Annotated in this window: 11 protein-coding genes; 7 read left to right on the forward strand and 4 right to left on the reverse strand. The window is 73.0% G+C overall.

Annotated elements, in window-relative coordinates:
- Window positions 1–180 precede the first annotated feature (180 nt).
- Entirely contained in the window at window positions 181–591 is a 411-nt protein-coding gene (locus tag ACIHCX_RS06665) for an ATP-binding protein (RefSeq protein WP_400027269.1), read from the forward strand.
- 66 nt (window positions 592–657) lie between these two features.
- On the opposite strand, the gene ACIHCX_RS06670 is transcribed toward ACIHCX_RS06665, so the two are convergent.
- On the reverse strand, window positions 658–1695 hold the full coding sequence (locus ACIHCX_RS06670; protein WP_400027271.1) for a DUF2637 domain-containing protein: 1038 nt from the start codon (window positions 1693–1695) through the stop codon (window positions 658–660).
- Between the two features lie 328 nt (window positions 1696–2023).
- Window positions 2024–2857 (reverse strand): (2Fe-2S)-binding protein, encoded by an 834-nt coding sequence (locus ACIHCX_RS06675; protein WP_400027273.1) that lies wholly within the window; start codon window positions 2855–2857, stop codon window positions 2024–2026.
- Between the two features lie 163 nt (window positions 2858–3020).
- On the opposite strand from ACIHCX_RS06675, the gene ACIHCX_RS06680 reads away from it, so the two are divergent.
- Window positions 3021–3836 carry a GntR family transcriptional regulator gene (locus ACIHCX_RS06680; RefSeq protein ID WP_400027275.1) on the forward strand — a complete coding sequence of 272 codons (816 nt, stop codon included), beginning with the start codon at window positions 3021–3023 and terminating at the stop codon, window positions 3834–3836.
- Window positions 3837–3883: 47 nt separating this feature from the next.
- On the opposite strand, the gene ACIHCX_RS06685 is transcribed toward ACIHCX_RS06680, so the two are convergent.
- Both ACIHCX_RS06685 and ACIHCX_RS06690 read right to left on the reverse strand, forming a co-directional pair.
- Entirely contained in the window at window positions 3884–4663 is a 780-nt protein-coding gene (locus tag ACIHCX_RS06685) for a hypothetical protein (protein WP_400027277.1), read from the reverse strand.
- A 167-nt stretch (window positions 4664–4830) separates the two neighbouring features.
- Window positions 4831–6504, reverse strand: coding sequence for a PucR family transcriptional regulator (locus tag ACIHCX_RS06690; protein WP_400027279.1), 1674 nt, complete (start codon window positions 6502–6504; stop codon window positions 4831–4833).
- 345 nt (window positions 6505–6849) lie between these two features.
- On the opposite strand from ACIHCX_RS06690, the gene ACIHCX_RS06695 reads away from it, so the two are divergent.
- The 5 genes from ACIHCX_RS06695 (at window position 6850) to ACIHCX_RS06715 (ending at window position 13575) form a co-directional block, all read left to right on the forward strand.
- Complete coding sequence (locus tag ACIHCX_RS06695; protein WP_400027280.1) at window positions 6850–7740, forward strand: FAD binding domain-containing protein; 891 nt, start codon at window positions 6850–6852, stop codon at window positions 7738–7740.
- Entirely contained in the window at window positions 7740–8351 is a 612-nt protein-coding gene (locus ACIHCX_RS06700; protein ID WP_400027282.1) for a (2Fe-2S)-binding protein, read from the forward strand. The genes ACIHCX_RS06695 and ACIHCX_RS06700 overlap by 1 nt, the downstream gene beginning before the upstream one ends.
- Before the next feature lie 2 nt (window positions 8352–8353).
- Window positions 8354–10735 (forward strand): xanthine dehydrogenase family protein molybdopterin-binding subunit, encoded by a 2382-nt coding sequence (locus ACIHCX_RS06705; protein ID WP_400027284.1) that lies wholly within the window; start codon window positions 8354–8356, stop codon window positions 10733–10735.
- A 156-nt stretch (window positions 10736–10891) separates the two neighbouring features.
- Window positions 10892–12349 carry an NCS2 family permease gene (locus ACIHCX_RS06710; protein WP_400027286.1) on the forward strand — a complete coding sequence of 486 codons (1458 nt, stop codon included), beginning with the start codon at window positions 10892–10894 and terminating at the stop codon, window positions 12347–12349.
- A gap of 74 nt (window positions 12350–12423) precedes the next feature.
- The gene (locus ACIHCX_RS06715) at window positions 12424–13575 is read left to right on the forward strand and encodes an XdhC family protein (protein ID WP_400027288.1); all 1152 of its coding nucleotides are present in this window, start codon (window positions 12424–12426) and stop codon (window positions 13573–13575) included.
- Window positions 13576–13577: the final 2 nt, after the last annotated feature.

Raw genomic sequence — 13577 nt, forward strand, 5'->3', positions numbered from 1 at the left:
GGATCTCCGTGAACGTGTTCGAACCGGAGGGGAACCGACATCGGCACGCGGACGGGGGACATGGAGAGGCAGGCACGAGGGGGCGGTCCCGCGAGGGTCGGGGCCTCCTCGGCTCGGACGGCGGAGGAACACACGCAGAGACCGGGGGGAGGCCCGGCGGGCGGGCAGGCGGACGGAACGGTGGACGGCTTACCGCGACCGCCCGTCGCGCCCCAGCTCAGGCGCAGACTGGGGCGGGCCGATCTCAAGGCGGTGCCCGAGGTGCGCCGGGCGCTGCGCGCACTGCTGCGCCACTGGGGCGGGCCCGACACGTCTCAGGTCGCGGAACTGCTCACCAGCGAACTGGTCACCAACGCGCTCGTCCACACCGACGACGACGCGATCGTGACGGCCACCGTGTCACCGCGCGGACTGCGGGTGGAGGTACGGGACTTCGTGGCCCGTCGGCCCAGGCCCCGGGCACCGGGGACGGGCGACGGCACCGGCGGCCGGGGACTGGTCCTGGTGCAGTCCCTCGCGGACACCTGGGGCGTGAGCACGCACGACGTCGGGAAGTCCGTCTGGTTCGAACTGGGCGCGGACGCCGCATGAACGGGTGGGGGGCGCGGCCCGCACGGCCGCGCCCCCCACCCGTTCACCGATCCGGTCGACTCGTTCCTAGCCGAACTGCTGCTCCAGGTCCTTCAGCTTGCGCTCCAGGGAGTCGAGGCGCGGCAGCGCCATTGTGTCGTCCTCCGCGGTGAGGTCGAAGGAGGAGCTCTCAGAGCCCTTGCGGACGGGCTGAAGGGACGGACGCGCGAGCACGGGAAGCTCCGCCGCCGCTATGGCAGGCTCCGTAGCGACCTGGGCGGAGCCGCGCTCCAGGGCCTGCTGCTCGACCTGCCGGCCGCCGCGCCCGATGAAGCCGCGGTGGCCCCGGCTGAGCGCCTTCAGCTGCGCCCGCTCCATGCGGTCCTTATCGCGGCGCAGCCGCCGGGTCTCCGCCTTCTGTCGCTCGTCCTCACGCACCTCGTCGACCGCCTCGTCCAGGCTGCGCACGCCCTCGAGGAGCATCAGCGACCAGGCCTTGTAGGTCTCACGGGGGGCCCGCAGCCAGCGCACTATGCGGATCTGCGGCAGCGGGCGCGGCACCAGGCCCTGCTCGCGCAGGGCGGCCCGGCGGGTCTGCTTCAGCGCCCGGTCGAACAGGACCGCGGCCGACAGCGACATGCCCGCGAAGAAGTGCGGCGCCCCCGCGTGGTCGATGCCCCTGGGCGCGTGCACCCAGTTGAACCACGCCGCGGCGGCCGCGAACATCCACACGAGTATCCGGGAGCCGAGCGCCGCGTCACCGTGGCTCGCCTCGCGCACCGCGAGCACCGAACAGAACATCGCCGCGCCGTCCAGGCCGAACGGCACCAGGTACTGCCAGCCGTCGGTCAGGCCGAGGTTCTGCTCACCGAAGCCGACCAGGCCGTGGAAGGAGAGGGCGGCGGCCACCGCCGCACAGCAGAACAGCAACACGTAGGAGGCCGTGCCGTAGACGGCCTCCTTGCGCCTGCGGCGCTCCTCGCTGCGCTCCCACGAGTCGTCCGCGCTCGCGTTCTCCCCGGAGGAGCGCTTGCCGCGCACCACCACCGCAACCGCCGTCAGCACGCCCACGAGCAGCACGGCGCCCGGAAGCAGCCAATTCAGCGATATGTCGGTCAGTCTCATCTGGGGTCCCTTGCATTGGGATAGGGCGTGACGCCCGCCATGGTTGCCCAATCCCGTCGGCCCTCAGGGGTTTTCGGGGCAAGAGGCCGCCAAGGAGGTGCAAGGGGGATGCCCGGGGCGGCGTTCTGCTCGAACTGCCGCTTGAGGGGCGGGAGTTGAGTTCGAATAAGACTACCCGTGCCGGTGGTTCCGTGGAAATTTCCCGCGGCAGGTGAGGGATTCGTGAATCACCTGTGACCTTGTGGGTGTCCCAGTCGGGGGTGATCTTACGCGATCACGGGGGCGCGTCCGACCGCTGGGGCGGGGTCGGGCAGCGCGTGACGGAGGCTCAGCCCACCGCGGCCGCCGCCAGTTTGGCGATCCGGTCCGCGTCGCGGGTGCGCGGGCAGGTCGCGCAGAGGTCCTCGGGGCGCACGGTGTAGAACATGCAGCAGCTGGCCCGGTCGCGGGTGGGCATCAGCTCGCCGTTCGGCCCCGTCAGTTCCCGGAAGGCGGCGGAGCCGACGTACGGCCGGGTCGCTCCTGGCAACAGCAGTTCCAGCTCGTGCACCGCCCGCCGCTGTTCGCCGAGCAGATGGGCGACGTACCAGAGGCCTTCGACGATCTCGTCGGTCGCCATGCCCCACAGGGCGCGTCCGCGCCGCCGCATGCGGGGTCCGAATCCGGCCAGTACCGGCTCCAGGTGCTCGGCGACGGCCGAGCGCAGTTCGGCCCGCAGCGCCTCCTCGTCGCGCACGACGCGCGCGCCGGGTAGTGCGGCCGCCGGGTCGCCCGGCAGGCAGGCGAACGAGGCGGGGCGCACGGCCATGCGGCCGGCGGTCCGGTCGTAGGAGACCTGGGTCACGGGGAGGCGGGGCACCCGGCGGTGCAGGAACCACGGCACGGTGAACAGCAGGCAGGCGGGCCATGCGTAGCGGTGCAGTCCGAAGCTCGCCACGACGTCCGGGCGGGCATGGGTGCCGTAGTCCCGCAGCACCTGGGCGTCGTCCCAGGCCAGGAACGCGTCCAGGTCGCTGCCGCCCGACGCGAGGGAGGCGGCCGAGGTCCAGCCGCCGCCGTCCGGGACCGGCTCGCCGGGGCCGGTCTCCGTCACCGTGAGCCCGGGGAAGACCTCGGTGAGGCGGGCGTAGGCGTCCGCTACGGCCGAAGAGGGCACAGGCATGCCGGACCACCGTTTCCCGCTCGAATGAAGGTAAGGCTCACCTTACTTCAGCTCTCGGGAATGTGAAGCCTTGGCCTACATTGCCTAAGGTGCTTGACGGCTGGATGACAACCCGCCGTAATGACCACAAGCATCTCAAGCACCGCAAGCCCGGAGGAGAACCGTGAAGCAGGGCGCGCAGGACTCCACCGGCATCCGGGCCCCCGGGGCCGGCGGGGACACCGTGCCCCGTGTGCCGCGCCAGCCGCAGGCCGCGGATCCGCGGTCGGAACGGGAGGCCTCCGCCGCCGCGGACCTCCAGGAGCCGGGCGTGCGCGGCGAGCACACGCACGGCGAGCGGCCCGTCCGACGCCCCCTCGTGCGGCGCTCCTCGGTGCGCGGCCAGGTCCTGCAGGCCCTGCGCACCGCCCTGGTGGCGGAGGAGCTGAGACCCGGCGAGGTCTACTCCGCGCCCGCGCTCGGCGAGCGGTTCGGGGTCTCCGCGACCCCTGTGCGCGAGGCGATGCAGCAGCTCACGCTGGAGGGCGCCGTCGAGGTCGTGCCCAACCGGGGCTTTCGGGTGATCGAGCGCGGCGACCGCGAGCTCGCCGAGCTGGCCGAGGTGCGGGCCCTGCTCGAGGTGCCGGTGATGCTGCGGCTGGCCCGCCACGTGCCCGTCGAGCGATGGGCCGAGCTGCGGCCGCTCGCCGAAGCCAGCGTGCGGGCCGCCTCCTCCGGGTGCCGGGCCACCTACGCCGAGGCCGACCGCGCCTTCCATTGCGCGGTGCTGTCCCTGTCCGGGAACGAGCAGCTCGTCCAGATCGCCGAGGACCTGCACCGCCGCGCGCAGTGGCCCCTCGTCGGCGGCTCCACCCGCCCGGCCCACGCGAACCTCGTCGCCGACGCGGCCGAACACACGGCCCTCCTGGACGCCCTCGTCGCCCGCGACCTGGACGTGGTACGCGCCCTGGTCGCCAAGCACTTCGCGGGCGCGGACTGAGGGCGCGGGCCGAGGGCGCGGGCCATGTGCGGGCCGCGCCCCCCCGCTCAGGCCGTGGCCGTGCCCGTCGCGGGTGGGGTCGGTGCCGGGGCCAGCTGTCGGGCCAGCCACGTCGGCACACCCCCCAGTAGCCGGAACAGCCGCCGTGCCTCCTCGCGCAGGCGGGAGGCCTCCGGTTCGGTCTCCGCGTCGGCCAGGGAGACCAGGGCCGGCGCGGTGCCGACCAGGTAGCCCAGTTCCTCGCGGATCCGCAGCGACTCGGCGAATCCGTTCCGGGCCTCGGCCAACTCGCCCTCCCGCATGGCCAGTCCGGCCAGATGGCGCCAGGTGAAGGAGAGCAGCAGCGGGTCGGTGTGGGCGATCGCACCCGCGTGCGCGCGGCGGTACGCGGCGTGCGCGGCCTGCGGGGAGCGGGTGAGGTTCTCGGCGATCAGGCCGCGCCGGAAGTCCAGCAGGGCGCGCCCCACCGCCCCGGGCGGGACCAGCGCCGCGGCCCGGCCGAGCGCCGACCGTGCCTCGTCCGCCCGGTCCCGGACGCCGTGCAGCGTGGCCGCGTAGGCAAGGTACCCGCGTTCACAAGCGGCGGCGCCCCGCTCCTCGTCGGTGTCGGCCAGCGCCTCCGCGGAGCGCAGCGCGTCCTCGGCCTCCTCCCAGCCCGCCTCGGTGTAGAGGCAGCGTTCGACCAGCAGCACGGTTCTCTGCAGCGCCGCGGCCGCGGTGGCCGACTGGAGCAGCGCCGCCGCGTCGGCCCAGCACGCGCGTGAGCGCAGCCGCCATACCGCGGTCTGGAGTGGATCGTCACCAGGGGTCGTTCCGTTACCAGACATGGCGGTATGCGCCACGTTGCCCTCCCCGAGCACGCCATCGAGCCTTGAGTGGTGGCGGCATCTCAGCACGAAATGCGTGGCCCGGCCAAGAGGATGGGTGAAAAATTTCACAAAGTCGTGCGACGGAAGAGGCCGCAGGTGGCGCGGCCACCTCGTCCGCCGCGGCCTCAACTCATGCGCAGCGCCAGGAAGAAGTCCAGCTTGTCCTCGAGGCGGGACAGGTCACGACCCGTCAACTGCTCGATACGCCCGACCCGGTAGCGCAGCGTGTTGACGTGCAGGTGGAGCCGGGTGGCGCACCGGGTCCAGGAGCCGTCGCAGTCGAGGAAGGCCTCCAGGGTGGGGATCAGCTCGGCGCGGTGCCGGCGGTCGTACTCCCGCAGCGGGTCGAGCAGCCGCGCGGTGAAGGCGCGGCGCACGTCGTCCGGGACGAAGGGCAGCAGCAGGACGTGGGAGGCCAGCTCCTGGTGCCCGGCCGCGCAGACGCGTCCCGGTCGCGCCGCGGCGACCCGCCGGGCGTGCCGGGCCTCCTCCAGCGCCCCGTGCAGCCCCTCGGCCGAGTGCACGGCCGCGCTGACGCCCAGGGTGAGCCGCCCGTCGCCGTCGAGACCGGCCGACAGCGGTTCGCGTACGGCCTCCAGCAGCGCGTCGGCGAAGGTCTCGGTCTCGGGGCCGTCGTGCTCGGCCGAGACGGCCGGGAGCGGAACGAGGGCGACCGCCTCGTCGTCCGTGTGGGCCACGGCGATCCGGTCGGAGGGCTCGGGACCGGTGCTGCGGGGGTCGACGAGGATCTCCTCCAGCAGCGACTGGGCGATCCGCCCGCCCTCGCTCCGCCCGTCGTCCCACTCGACGCGGGCCACGACCACCTGCCAGTGCGGGGCCGCCCCGAGGCCGGGCAGCAGCACCGGCGCGGCCACCCTCAGCCGCGCGGCGATCTCCGCGGGCGGCGCGCCGGTCTGCACCAGCTCCAGCACCTCCTGGGCCAGCCGCCTGCGCACCGTGCGGGCCGCGTCCCGGCGGTCCCGTTCGACCGCGATCAGCTGGGTGACGCCCTGGAGCAGGTCCAGCCGCTCCTCGGGCCACTCGCCCGCGTCCGCCTCCACGGCCAGCAGCCAGTCCGACAGCGCCGTCTCGCGCGCGTCCCGCGCGGCCCGCGCGGAGCGGCCGCCGCCGCGGATGGGGAACAGGGAGTACGTCGTCGGCCCCAGCGCCACCCGGTGCGGGCCGTGCCGGCCGGTACGGGCGGCCGCCAGGTGCTCGGCGGCGAGCCGGGAGCACATGTCGGCGGCCGGCGTCGGACCCGCCACCTTGGGCCCGGCGATCAGCCGGCCGGTGGGGGAGAGCAGCCAGGCCCGCAGGTCCAGGTCGGAGCCCAGCAGGTCGAGCACCACGTCCGGGCCGCCGCCCGCCGGTCCTGCCGTCATCATCCTGCGGTGCCGCTCCACCACGGCCGCCAGGTCACCGGCGCGCTCGCCGGACACCTGCCGCACGACATGCTCGGTGATCGTCGCGAACGCCACCGACTCCTCCACCGTGAACAGCGGGAGCCGGTGCCGGGCGCAGGCCGCCACCAGGTCGTCGGGCACCGGCCCGAGCTCGGCCGTACCGGCCGCCAGCGCGGCCACCCCGGCCCGCACCAGGATCCGTACGAACGGCTCGGAGTCGGCGGGGTCCCGGCGCCAGGCGAGCCCGGACAGCACCAGCTCACCGCCGGAGAGGTAGCGGCTGGGATCGCGCAGGTCGGTGGTCATGACGCCCCGGACGGTGCGGTCCAGCTCGTCCTCCCCGCCGAGCAGCTTCAGGCCCAGCGCATCGGTGTCCAGCAGTGCGCGCAGCCGCATTCTCGTCGCCGCCGTTCTGTGTCTCGAAAAGTACGATGGATCATGTGGCGAGGGCCCGGCCGCGCGGCCGGGCAGCAGCTCCGCCAGGAGGCGGGGTCCGCGTCCTCCCGGCGTCCTCTGTTTCCAGGGGAACCGAAGAGGTTTCCGAAGGCCCCGGTTCATACGAATCTACAAGATGCCCGCGCTGGCCAGCCAAACCCTTCATGTTTTCGGTGACTGACCGCGCCGGAGCGGTGAACGGTGTACTGACCCCACTCCGCGTAAAAGGGACAGGAGCGAGCCGGGCCCGCCGCACACGGATTGGCTCAATCTGTACGACTCACGAGACGAAGAAGAGAGCCGGTCATGGACTTCCTTCGCCCCGCCAGCTGGGAGGAGGCGCTCGCCGCGAAGGCCGAGCACCCCGCAGCTGTGCCGATTGCGGGTGGCACCGACGTGATGGTCGAGATCAACTTCGACCACCGCCGGCCCGAGTACCTCCTCGACCTGAACCGCGTCTCGGACCTCCACGAGTGGGAGGTCGGCGAGGACGGCGTACGGCTGGGCGCCTCCGTACCGTACTCGAAGATCATGGAGAACCTGCGGGCCGAGCTGCCGGGCCTGGCCCTCGCCTCGCACACGGTGGCCTCCCCACAGATCCGCAACCGCGGCGGCGTCGGCGGCAACCTCGGCACCGCCTCCCCGGCCGGCGATGCCCACCCCGCCCTGCTGGCGGCCGGCGCCGAGGTCGAGGTGGAGTCGGTCCGCGGCTCCCGCCGCATCCCGATCGACGCGTTCTACACGGGCGTCAAGCGCAACGCCCTGGAGCCCGACGAGCTGATCCGCGCCGTCCACGTCGCGAAGGCCGACGGACCGCAGCAGTTCTCCAAGGTCGGCACCCGCAACGCCATGGTCATCGCCGTGTGCGCCTTCGGCCTCGCCCTGCACCCGGAGACCCGGACGGTACGCACCGGCATCGGCTCGGCCGCACCCACGCCCATCCGGGCCAGGGCCGCCGAGGACTTCCTGAACGCGGCGCTCGACGAGGGCGGCTTCTGGGACAACGGAAAGATCATCACCCCGTCGGTCGCCCAGCAGTTCGCGCAGCTGTGTTCCGCCGCCTGCAACCCGATCGACGACGTCCGGGGCACCGCGAGCTACCGCCGACACGCGGTGGGCGTCATGGCCCGCCGGACACTCACCTGGGCCTGGGAGTCGTACCGCGGCGCCCGCCGCACGAACGAGGGGGCCGCGTGATGCGCGTCAACTTCACCGTCAACGGACGCCCGCAGCAGGCCGACGACGTCTGGGAGGGCGAGTCCCTGCTGTACGTCCTGCGCGAGCGACTGGGACTGCCCGGCTCCAAGAACGCCTGCGAGCAGGGCGAGTGCGGCTCCTGCACGGTGCGCCTGGACGGTGTGCCGGTGTGCTCCTGCCTGGTCGCCGCGGGCCAGGTCGAGGGCCGCGAGGTCGTGACCGTCGAGGGCCTGGCGGACTTCGCCAGGCAGCGGTCGGGCGGCACGGACGCCTGTGGTGCGGACGCCTGCGGCGCGGGCGACCGCGGCACCGCGCTGGAGGACGCCCAGCGGTGGCAGGCGCGGGGCCCAGGCGCGCGGACCGGAGTCGCCGGAGTGGAGGGAGAGCTCTCGCCGATCCAGCAGGCGTTCATCGACGCGGGCGCCGTCCAGTGCGGCTTCTGCACCCCGGGCCTGCTGGTCGCCGCCGACGAGATGCTGGAGCGCAACCCCAACCCGACCGACGCGGACATCCGCGAGGCCCTGTCGGGCAACCTGTGCCGCTGCACGGGCTACGAGAAGATCATGGACGCGGTCCGCCTGGCGGCCGCCCGGCAGTCAGAGGGGGTCTGACCATGGCGGCCACCGGCGCTCCCACGAAAATCACCCAGGGCTCGCAGACCAGAGGCGGCATCGGCGAGTCCACGCTCCGCCCGGACGGCATCCTCAAGGTCACCGGCGAGTTCGCGTACTCCTCCGACATGTGGCACGAGGACATGCTCTGGGGCCAGATCCTGCGCTCCACGGTCGCGCACGCCGAGATCGTCTCGATCGACACCGCCGAGGCCCTCGCCCTGCCGGGCGTGTACGCCGTGATGACCTACGACGACCTGCCCACCGAGGTGAAGAACTACGGCCTGGAGATCCAGGACACCCCCGTCCTGGCCCACGGCAAGGTCCGCCACCACGGCGAGCCCGTCGCCGTCGTCGCCGCGGACCACCCCGAGACCGCCCGCCGCGCCGCCGCCAAGATCAAGGTGGAGTACCGGGAACTGCCGGTGATCACCGACGAGGCCTCCGCGACCGCGCCGGACGCCGTCCTCGTCCACGAGAACCGCACCGACCACCACGCGGGCCACGTCCCGCACCCCAACATCGTCCACCGCCAGCCGATCGTCCGCGGCGACGCCGAACAGGCCGCGGAGCGAGCCGACTTCGTCGTGCGCGGCGAGTACACCTTCGGCATGCAGGACCAGGCCTTCCTCGGCCCCGAGTCCGGACTCGCCGTGCCCGAGGAGGACGGCGGCGTCCACCTCTACATCGCCACCCAGTGGCTGCACAGCGACCTGCGCCAGATCGCCCCGGTGCTCGGCCTGCCGCCGGAGAAGGTCCGCATGACGCTGTCCGGCGTCGGCGGCGCCTTCGGCGGGCGCGAGGACCTGTCGATGCAGATCCACGCCTGCCTCCTCGCGCTGCGCACCGGCAAGCCCGTCAAGATCGTCTACAACCGGTTCGAGTCCTTCTTCGGGCACGTCCACCGCCACCCGGCCAAGCTCTACTACGAGCACGGAGCCACCAAGGACGGCAAACTCACCCACGTCAAGTGCCGGATCGTGCTCGACGGCGGCGCGTACGCCTCCGCCTCCCCGGCCGTCGTCGGCAACGCCGCCTCGCTCGGCGTCGGCCCCTACGAGGTCGACGACGTCGACATCGAGGCCGTCGCCCTCTACACCAACAACCCGCCCTGCGGCGCCATGCGCGGCTTCGGAGCGGTCCAGGCGTGCTTCGCCTACGAGGCGCAGATGGACAGGCTCGCCGACGCCGTCGGCATGGACCGAGTGGAGTTCCGGCAGCTGAACGCCATGTCCCAGGGCACGCTCATGCCCACCGGGCAGCCGGTCGACTCGCCGGCCCCGGTCGCCGAACTCCTGCGCCGCGTCAAGGCGATGCCGATGCCGCCGGAGCGCCAGTGGGAGAGCTCCGAGGGCGCCGACGTCCGGCAACTGCCCGGCGGCCTGTCCAACACCACGCACGGCGAGGGTGTCGTCCGCGGGGTGGGCTACGCGGTCGGCATCAAGAACGTCGGCTTCTCCGAGGGCTTCGACGACTACTCGACCGCCAAGGTCCGCATGGAGGTCGTCGGCGGCGAGCCGGTCGCCACCGTGCACACCGCGATGGCGGAGGTCGGCCAGGGCGGCGTCACCGTCCACGCGCAGATCGCCCGCACCGAACTCGGCGTCGCCCAGGTGACCATCCACCCGGCCGACACCCAGGTGGGCAGCGCCGGTTCGACGTCCGCCTCCCGGCAGACGTACGTCACCGGCGGCGCCGTCAGGCACGCCTGCGAGCTCGTGCGGGAGAAGGTCCTGGAGATCGGGCGCCGCAAGTTCGGCTCCTACCACCCCGCCTGGGCCACCGCCGAACTCCTCCTGGAGGGCGGCAAGGTCGTCACCGACGGCGGCGAGGCGCTCGCCGACCTGGTGGACGTCCTGGAGGACGAGGCCGTCGAGGTGGAGGAGGAGTGGCGGCACCGGCCGACCGAACCCTTCGACCTGCGCACCGGCCAGGGCAACGGCCATGTCCAGTACTCCTTCGCCGCGCACCGCGCCGTCGTGGAGGTCGACACCGACCTCGGCCTGGTGAAGGTGATCGAACTGGCCTGCGCCCAGGACGTCGGCAAGGCGCTCAACCCGCTGTCCGTCGTCGGCCAGATCCAGGGCGGCACCACCCAGGGCCTGGGCGTGGCGGTCATGGAGGAGATCGTCGTCGACCCGAAGACGGCGAAGGTGCGCAACCCGTCGTTCACGGACTACCTCATCCCCACCATCCTCGACACGCCGACCATCCCCGTCGACGTGCTCGAACTCGCCGACGACCACGCGCCGTACGGGCTGCGCGGCGTCGGCGAGGCCCCCACCCTGTCGTCCACGCCCGCCGTCCTGGCGGCGATCCGCAACGCGACGGGGCTGGAGCTGAACCGCACCCCGGTCCGGCCGGAGCACCTCACCGGCATGTGATCCCGCGGCGTCCGAACCGCTCAGCCCTCGGGGGGAGTTCGCTCCCCCCGGGTACCCCACCCGTTCGTCTCGGGCCGTCCCCCGGGTCGTCCATTCCCAGATCCCGTATGCCGTCGACGGCATCGGGTACCCCTGTGAACCTTGGGAGATGGCCCCATGACCGAGCAGTCAGTGGAGCCGAGGACCACCGCCGAGGACGCGGGCGCGGGCAGCCGCGTCCCGGCGGGCCGGTCCTGGCTCGACCGCTACTTCCACATATCCCGGCGGGGATCCACGGTCGCGCGTGAAGTGCGCGGCGGCGTCACCACCTTCATGGCGATGGCGTACATCCTGCTCCTCAACCCGCTGATCCTGTCCGGCAAGGACGCCGCCGGTGACACCCTCGGCCAGAAGGCCCTGATCACCGCGACCGCGTTCGCCGCGGCCCTCACCACCCTGCTGATGGGAGTCGTCGGCAGGGTGCCGCTCGCCCTCGCCGCCGGCCTGTCCGTGTCCGGCGTACTGTCCTCACAGGTCGCGCCGCAGATGACCTGGCCGCAGGCGATGGGCATGTGCGTGATCTACGGCGTGGTCATCATGCTGCTGGTGGTCACCGGCCTGCGCGAGATGATCATGAACGCGATCCCGCAGGCGCTCAAGCACGGCATCACCATCGGCATCGGCCTGTTCATCGCGCTCATCGGCTTCTACAAGTCCGGCTTCGTGCACCAGGGCAAGTCCACCCCCCTCACCCTCGGCCCGGCCGGCGAACTCGCCGGCTGGCCGGTGCTGCTCTTCGCCTGCACCCTGCTGCTGATCTTCGTGCTCCAGGCCCGTGACGTCCCCGGCGCCATCCTCATCGGCATCGTCGGCGGCACCGTGGCGGCGGCCGTCCTGAACGGCGCGGGCGTCGTCAAGGCGGACGCCTGGGTGGGCGGCGCGCCCGCCCTGCACGGCAGCGCGGTGTCGATGCCCGACTTCTCGCTCTTCGGGCACGTCGAGTTCGGCGGCTGGGGCCAGGTCGGCGCGATGACGGTCGGCCTGATCGTCTTCACCCTGGTCCTCGCCGGTTTCTTCGACGCGATGGCCACCATCATCGGCGTCGGCACCGAGGCGAAGCTCGCCGACGACCAGGGCCGGATGCCCGGCCTGTCCAAGGCGCTGTTCATCGACGGCGCGGGCGGCGCGATCGGCGGTGTCGCCGGCGGGTCCGGGCAGACCGTGTTCATCGAGTCGTCGACCGGCGTCGGCGAGGGCGCCCGTACGGGCCTCGCCTCGGTCGTCACCGGCCTGTTCTTCGCGGCCTGCCTGTTTTTCACCCCGCTCACCGCGATCGTCCCGCAGGAGGTCGCCGCCGCCGCGCTGGTGGTCATCGGGGCCATGATGCTGATGAACGCCCGGCACGTGGACTGGGCCGACCGGTCCACCGCGATCCCGGTCTTCCTCACCGTGGTCCTGATGCCGTTCACGTACACCATCACCACCGGAGTCGCGGCCGGCGTCATCTCGTACACCGCCATCAAGGCGGCCCAGGGCAGGGCCCGGGAGATCGGCGCCTTCATGTGGGGCCTGACGGCCCTCTTCCTCGTGTACTTCGCCCTCCACCCCATCGAGAACTGGCTGGGCGTGCGCTAGGGCCTGTTGCGCCCTAGGGCCTCGCGCCCGCCGCCGACGAGCCCTCCCCACGACCGCCGCAAGGAGACCGACAGATGCTGGACATCGCCGAGGAACTGGACCGGTGGGTCGCGCAGGGACGCGACTTCGCCGTGGCCACCGTGGTGGCCGTCGGCGGCAGCGCACCGCGCCGGCCGGGTGCCGCCCTCGCGGTGGACGCCGACGGCACGGCCATCGGCTCGGTCTCCGGCGGCTGTGTGGAGGGCGCCGTGTACGAGCTGTGCCGGCAGGCGCTCCAGGACGGCGAAACCGTCCTGGAGCGCTTCGGCTACAGCGACGAGGACGCCTTCGCCGTCGGGCTGACCTGCGGCGGCGTCATCGACATCCTCGTCACCCCGGTGCGGGCCACCGACCCGGCCCGTACCGTGACCGCGTCCGCGCTGACCGCCGCCTCGCGGGGGGAGGCAGCGGCCCTGGCCCGGATCGTGTCAGGCCCAGGCCAACTGCTGGGCCGGGCCCTGCTGGTCCGCCCGGACGGCTCCCGGGAGGGCGGCTTCGGCGGCCACCCGGAACTGGACCGCACGGTCGCCGGCGAGGCGTCCGCCTTCCTGGACGCCGGGCGCACCGGCACCCTGGAGATCGGCGAGCGGGGCTCGCGCTGCGGCGCCCCGCTCACGGTCCTCGTCGAGTCCGCGGTGCCGCCGCCCCGGATGATCGTCTTCGGGGCGATCGACTTCGCCTCGGCGCTGGTGCGGATCGGCACGTTCCTCGGTTTCCACGTCACCGTGTGCGACGCCCGGCCTGTCTTCGCCACCCGGGCGCGCTTCCCGGAGGCCGACGAGATCGTCGTCGAGTGGCCGCACGAGTACCTCGCCCGGACCGGCGTCGACGCCCGCACGGCGCTGTGCGTCCTGACCCACGACGCCAAGTTCGACATTCCCCTGCTCAAGCTGGCGCTACGCCTTCCGGTGGCCTACGTCGGCGCCATGGGCTCGCGCCGCACCCACCTCGACCGCAACCGGCGGCTGCGCGAAGTCGGCGTGAGCGAGCTGGAGTTGGCGAGGCTGCGATCCCCGATCGGGCTCGACCTCGGAGCCCGTACACCCGAGGAGACGGCCCTGTCGATCGCCTCCGAGATCGTCGCCGAGCGGCGCGGCGGCAGCGGCGCGCCCCTCGTCGGCGCGCACACCCCGATCCACCACGACGCAGTGCCGGCCGGCGCCCGGCGGATCGGTTCGGTTGCCTGACG

Origin of the sequence: Streptomyces sp. NPDC052043 (genome assembly GCF_044548235.1) — a bacterium.
GTDB lineage: Bacteria > Actinomycetota > Actinomycetes > Streptomycetales > Streptomycetaceae > Streptomyces.

What these genes read in the sequence shown, in the direction of transcription:
- ACIHCX_RS06690 (WP_400027279.1), bottom strand. Translation starts at nt 6,504, where the DNA reads ATGCGGCTGCGCGCACTGCTGGACACCGATGCGCTGGGCCTGAAGCTG.
- ACIHCX_RS06715 (WP_400027288.1), top strand. Translation starts at nt 12,424, where the DNA reads ATGCTGGACATCGCCGAGGAACTGGACCGGTGGGTCGCGCAGGGACGC.
- ACIHCX_RS06685 (WP_400027277.1), bottom strand. Translation starts at nt 4,663, where the DNA reads ATGTCTGGTAACGGAACGACCCCTGGTGACGATCCACTCCAGACCGCG.
- ACIHCX_RS06705 (WP_400027284.1), top strand. Translation starts at nt 8,354, where the DNA reads ATGGCGGCCACCGGCGCTCCCACGAAAATCACCCAGGGCTCGCAGACC.
- ACIHCX_RS06675 (WP_400027273.1), bottom strand. Translation starts at nt 2,857, where the DNA reads ATGCCTGTGCCCTCTTCGGCCGTAGCGGACGCCTACGCCCGCCTCACC.
- ACIHCX_RS06695 (WP_400027280.1), top strand. Translation starts at nt 6,850, where the DNA reads ATGGACTTCCTTCGCCCCGCCAGCTGGGAGGAGGCGCTCGCCGCGAAG.
- ACIHCX_RS06710 (WP_400027286.1), top strand. Translation starts at nt 10,892, where the DNA reads ATGACCGAGCAGTCAGTGGAGCCGAGGACCACCGCCGAGGACGCGGGC.
- ACIHCX_RS06670 (WP_400027271.1), bottom strand. Translation starts at nt 1,695, where the DNA reads ATGAGACTGACCGACATATCGCTGAATTGGCTGCTTCCGGGCGCCGTG.
- ACIHCX_RS06700 (WP_400027282.1), top strand. Translation starts at nt 7,740, where the DNA reads ATGCGCGTCAACTTCACCGTCAACGGACGCCCGCAGCAGGCCGACGAC.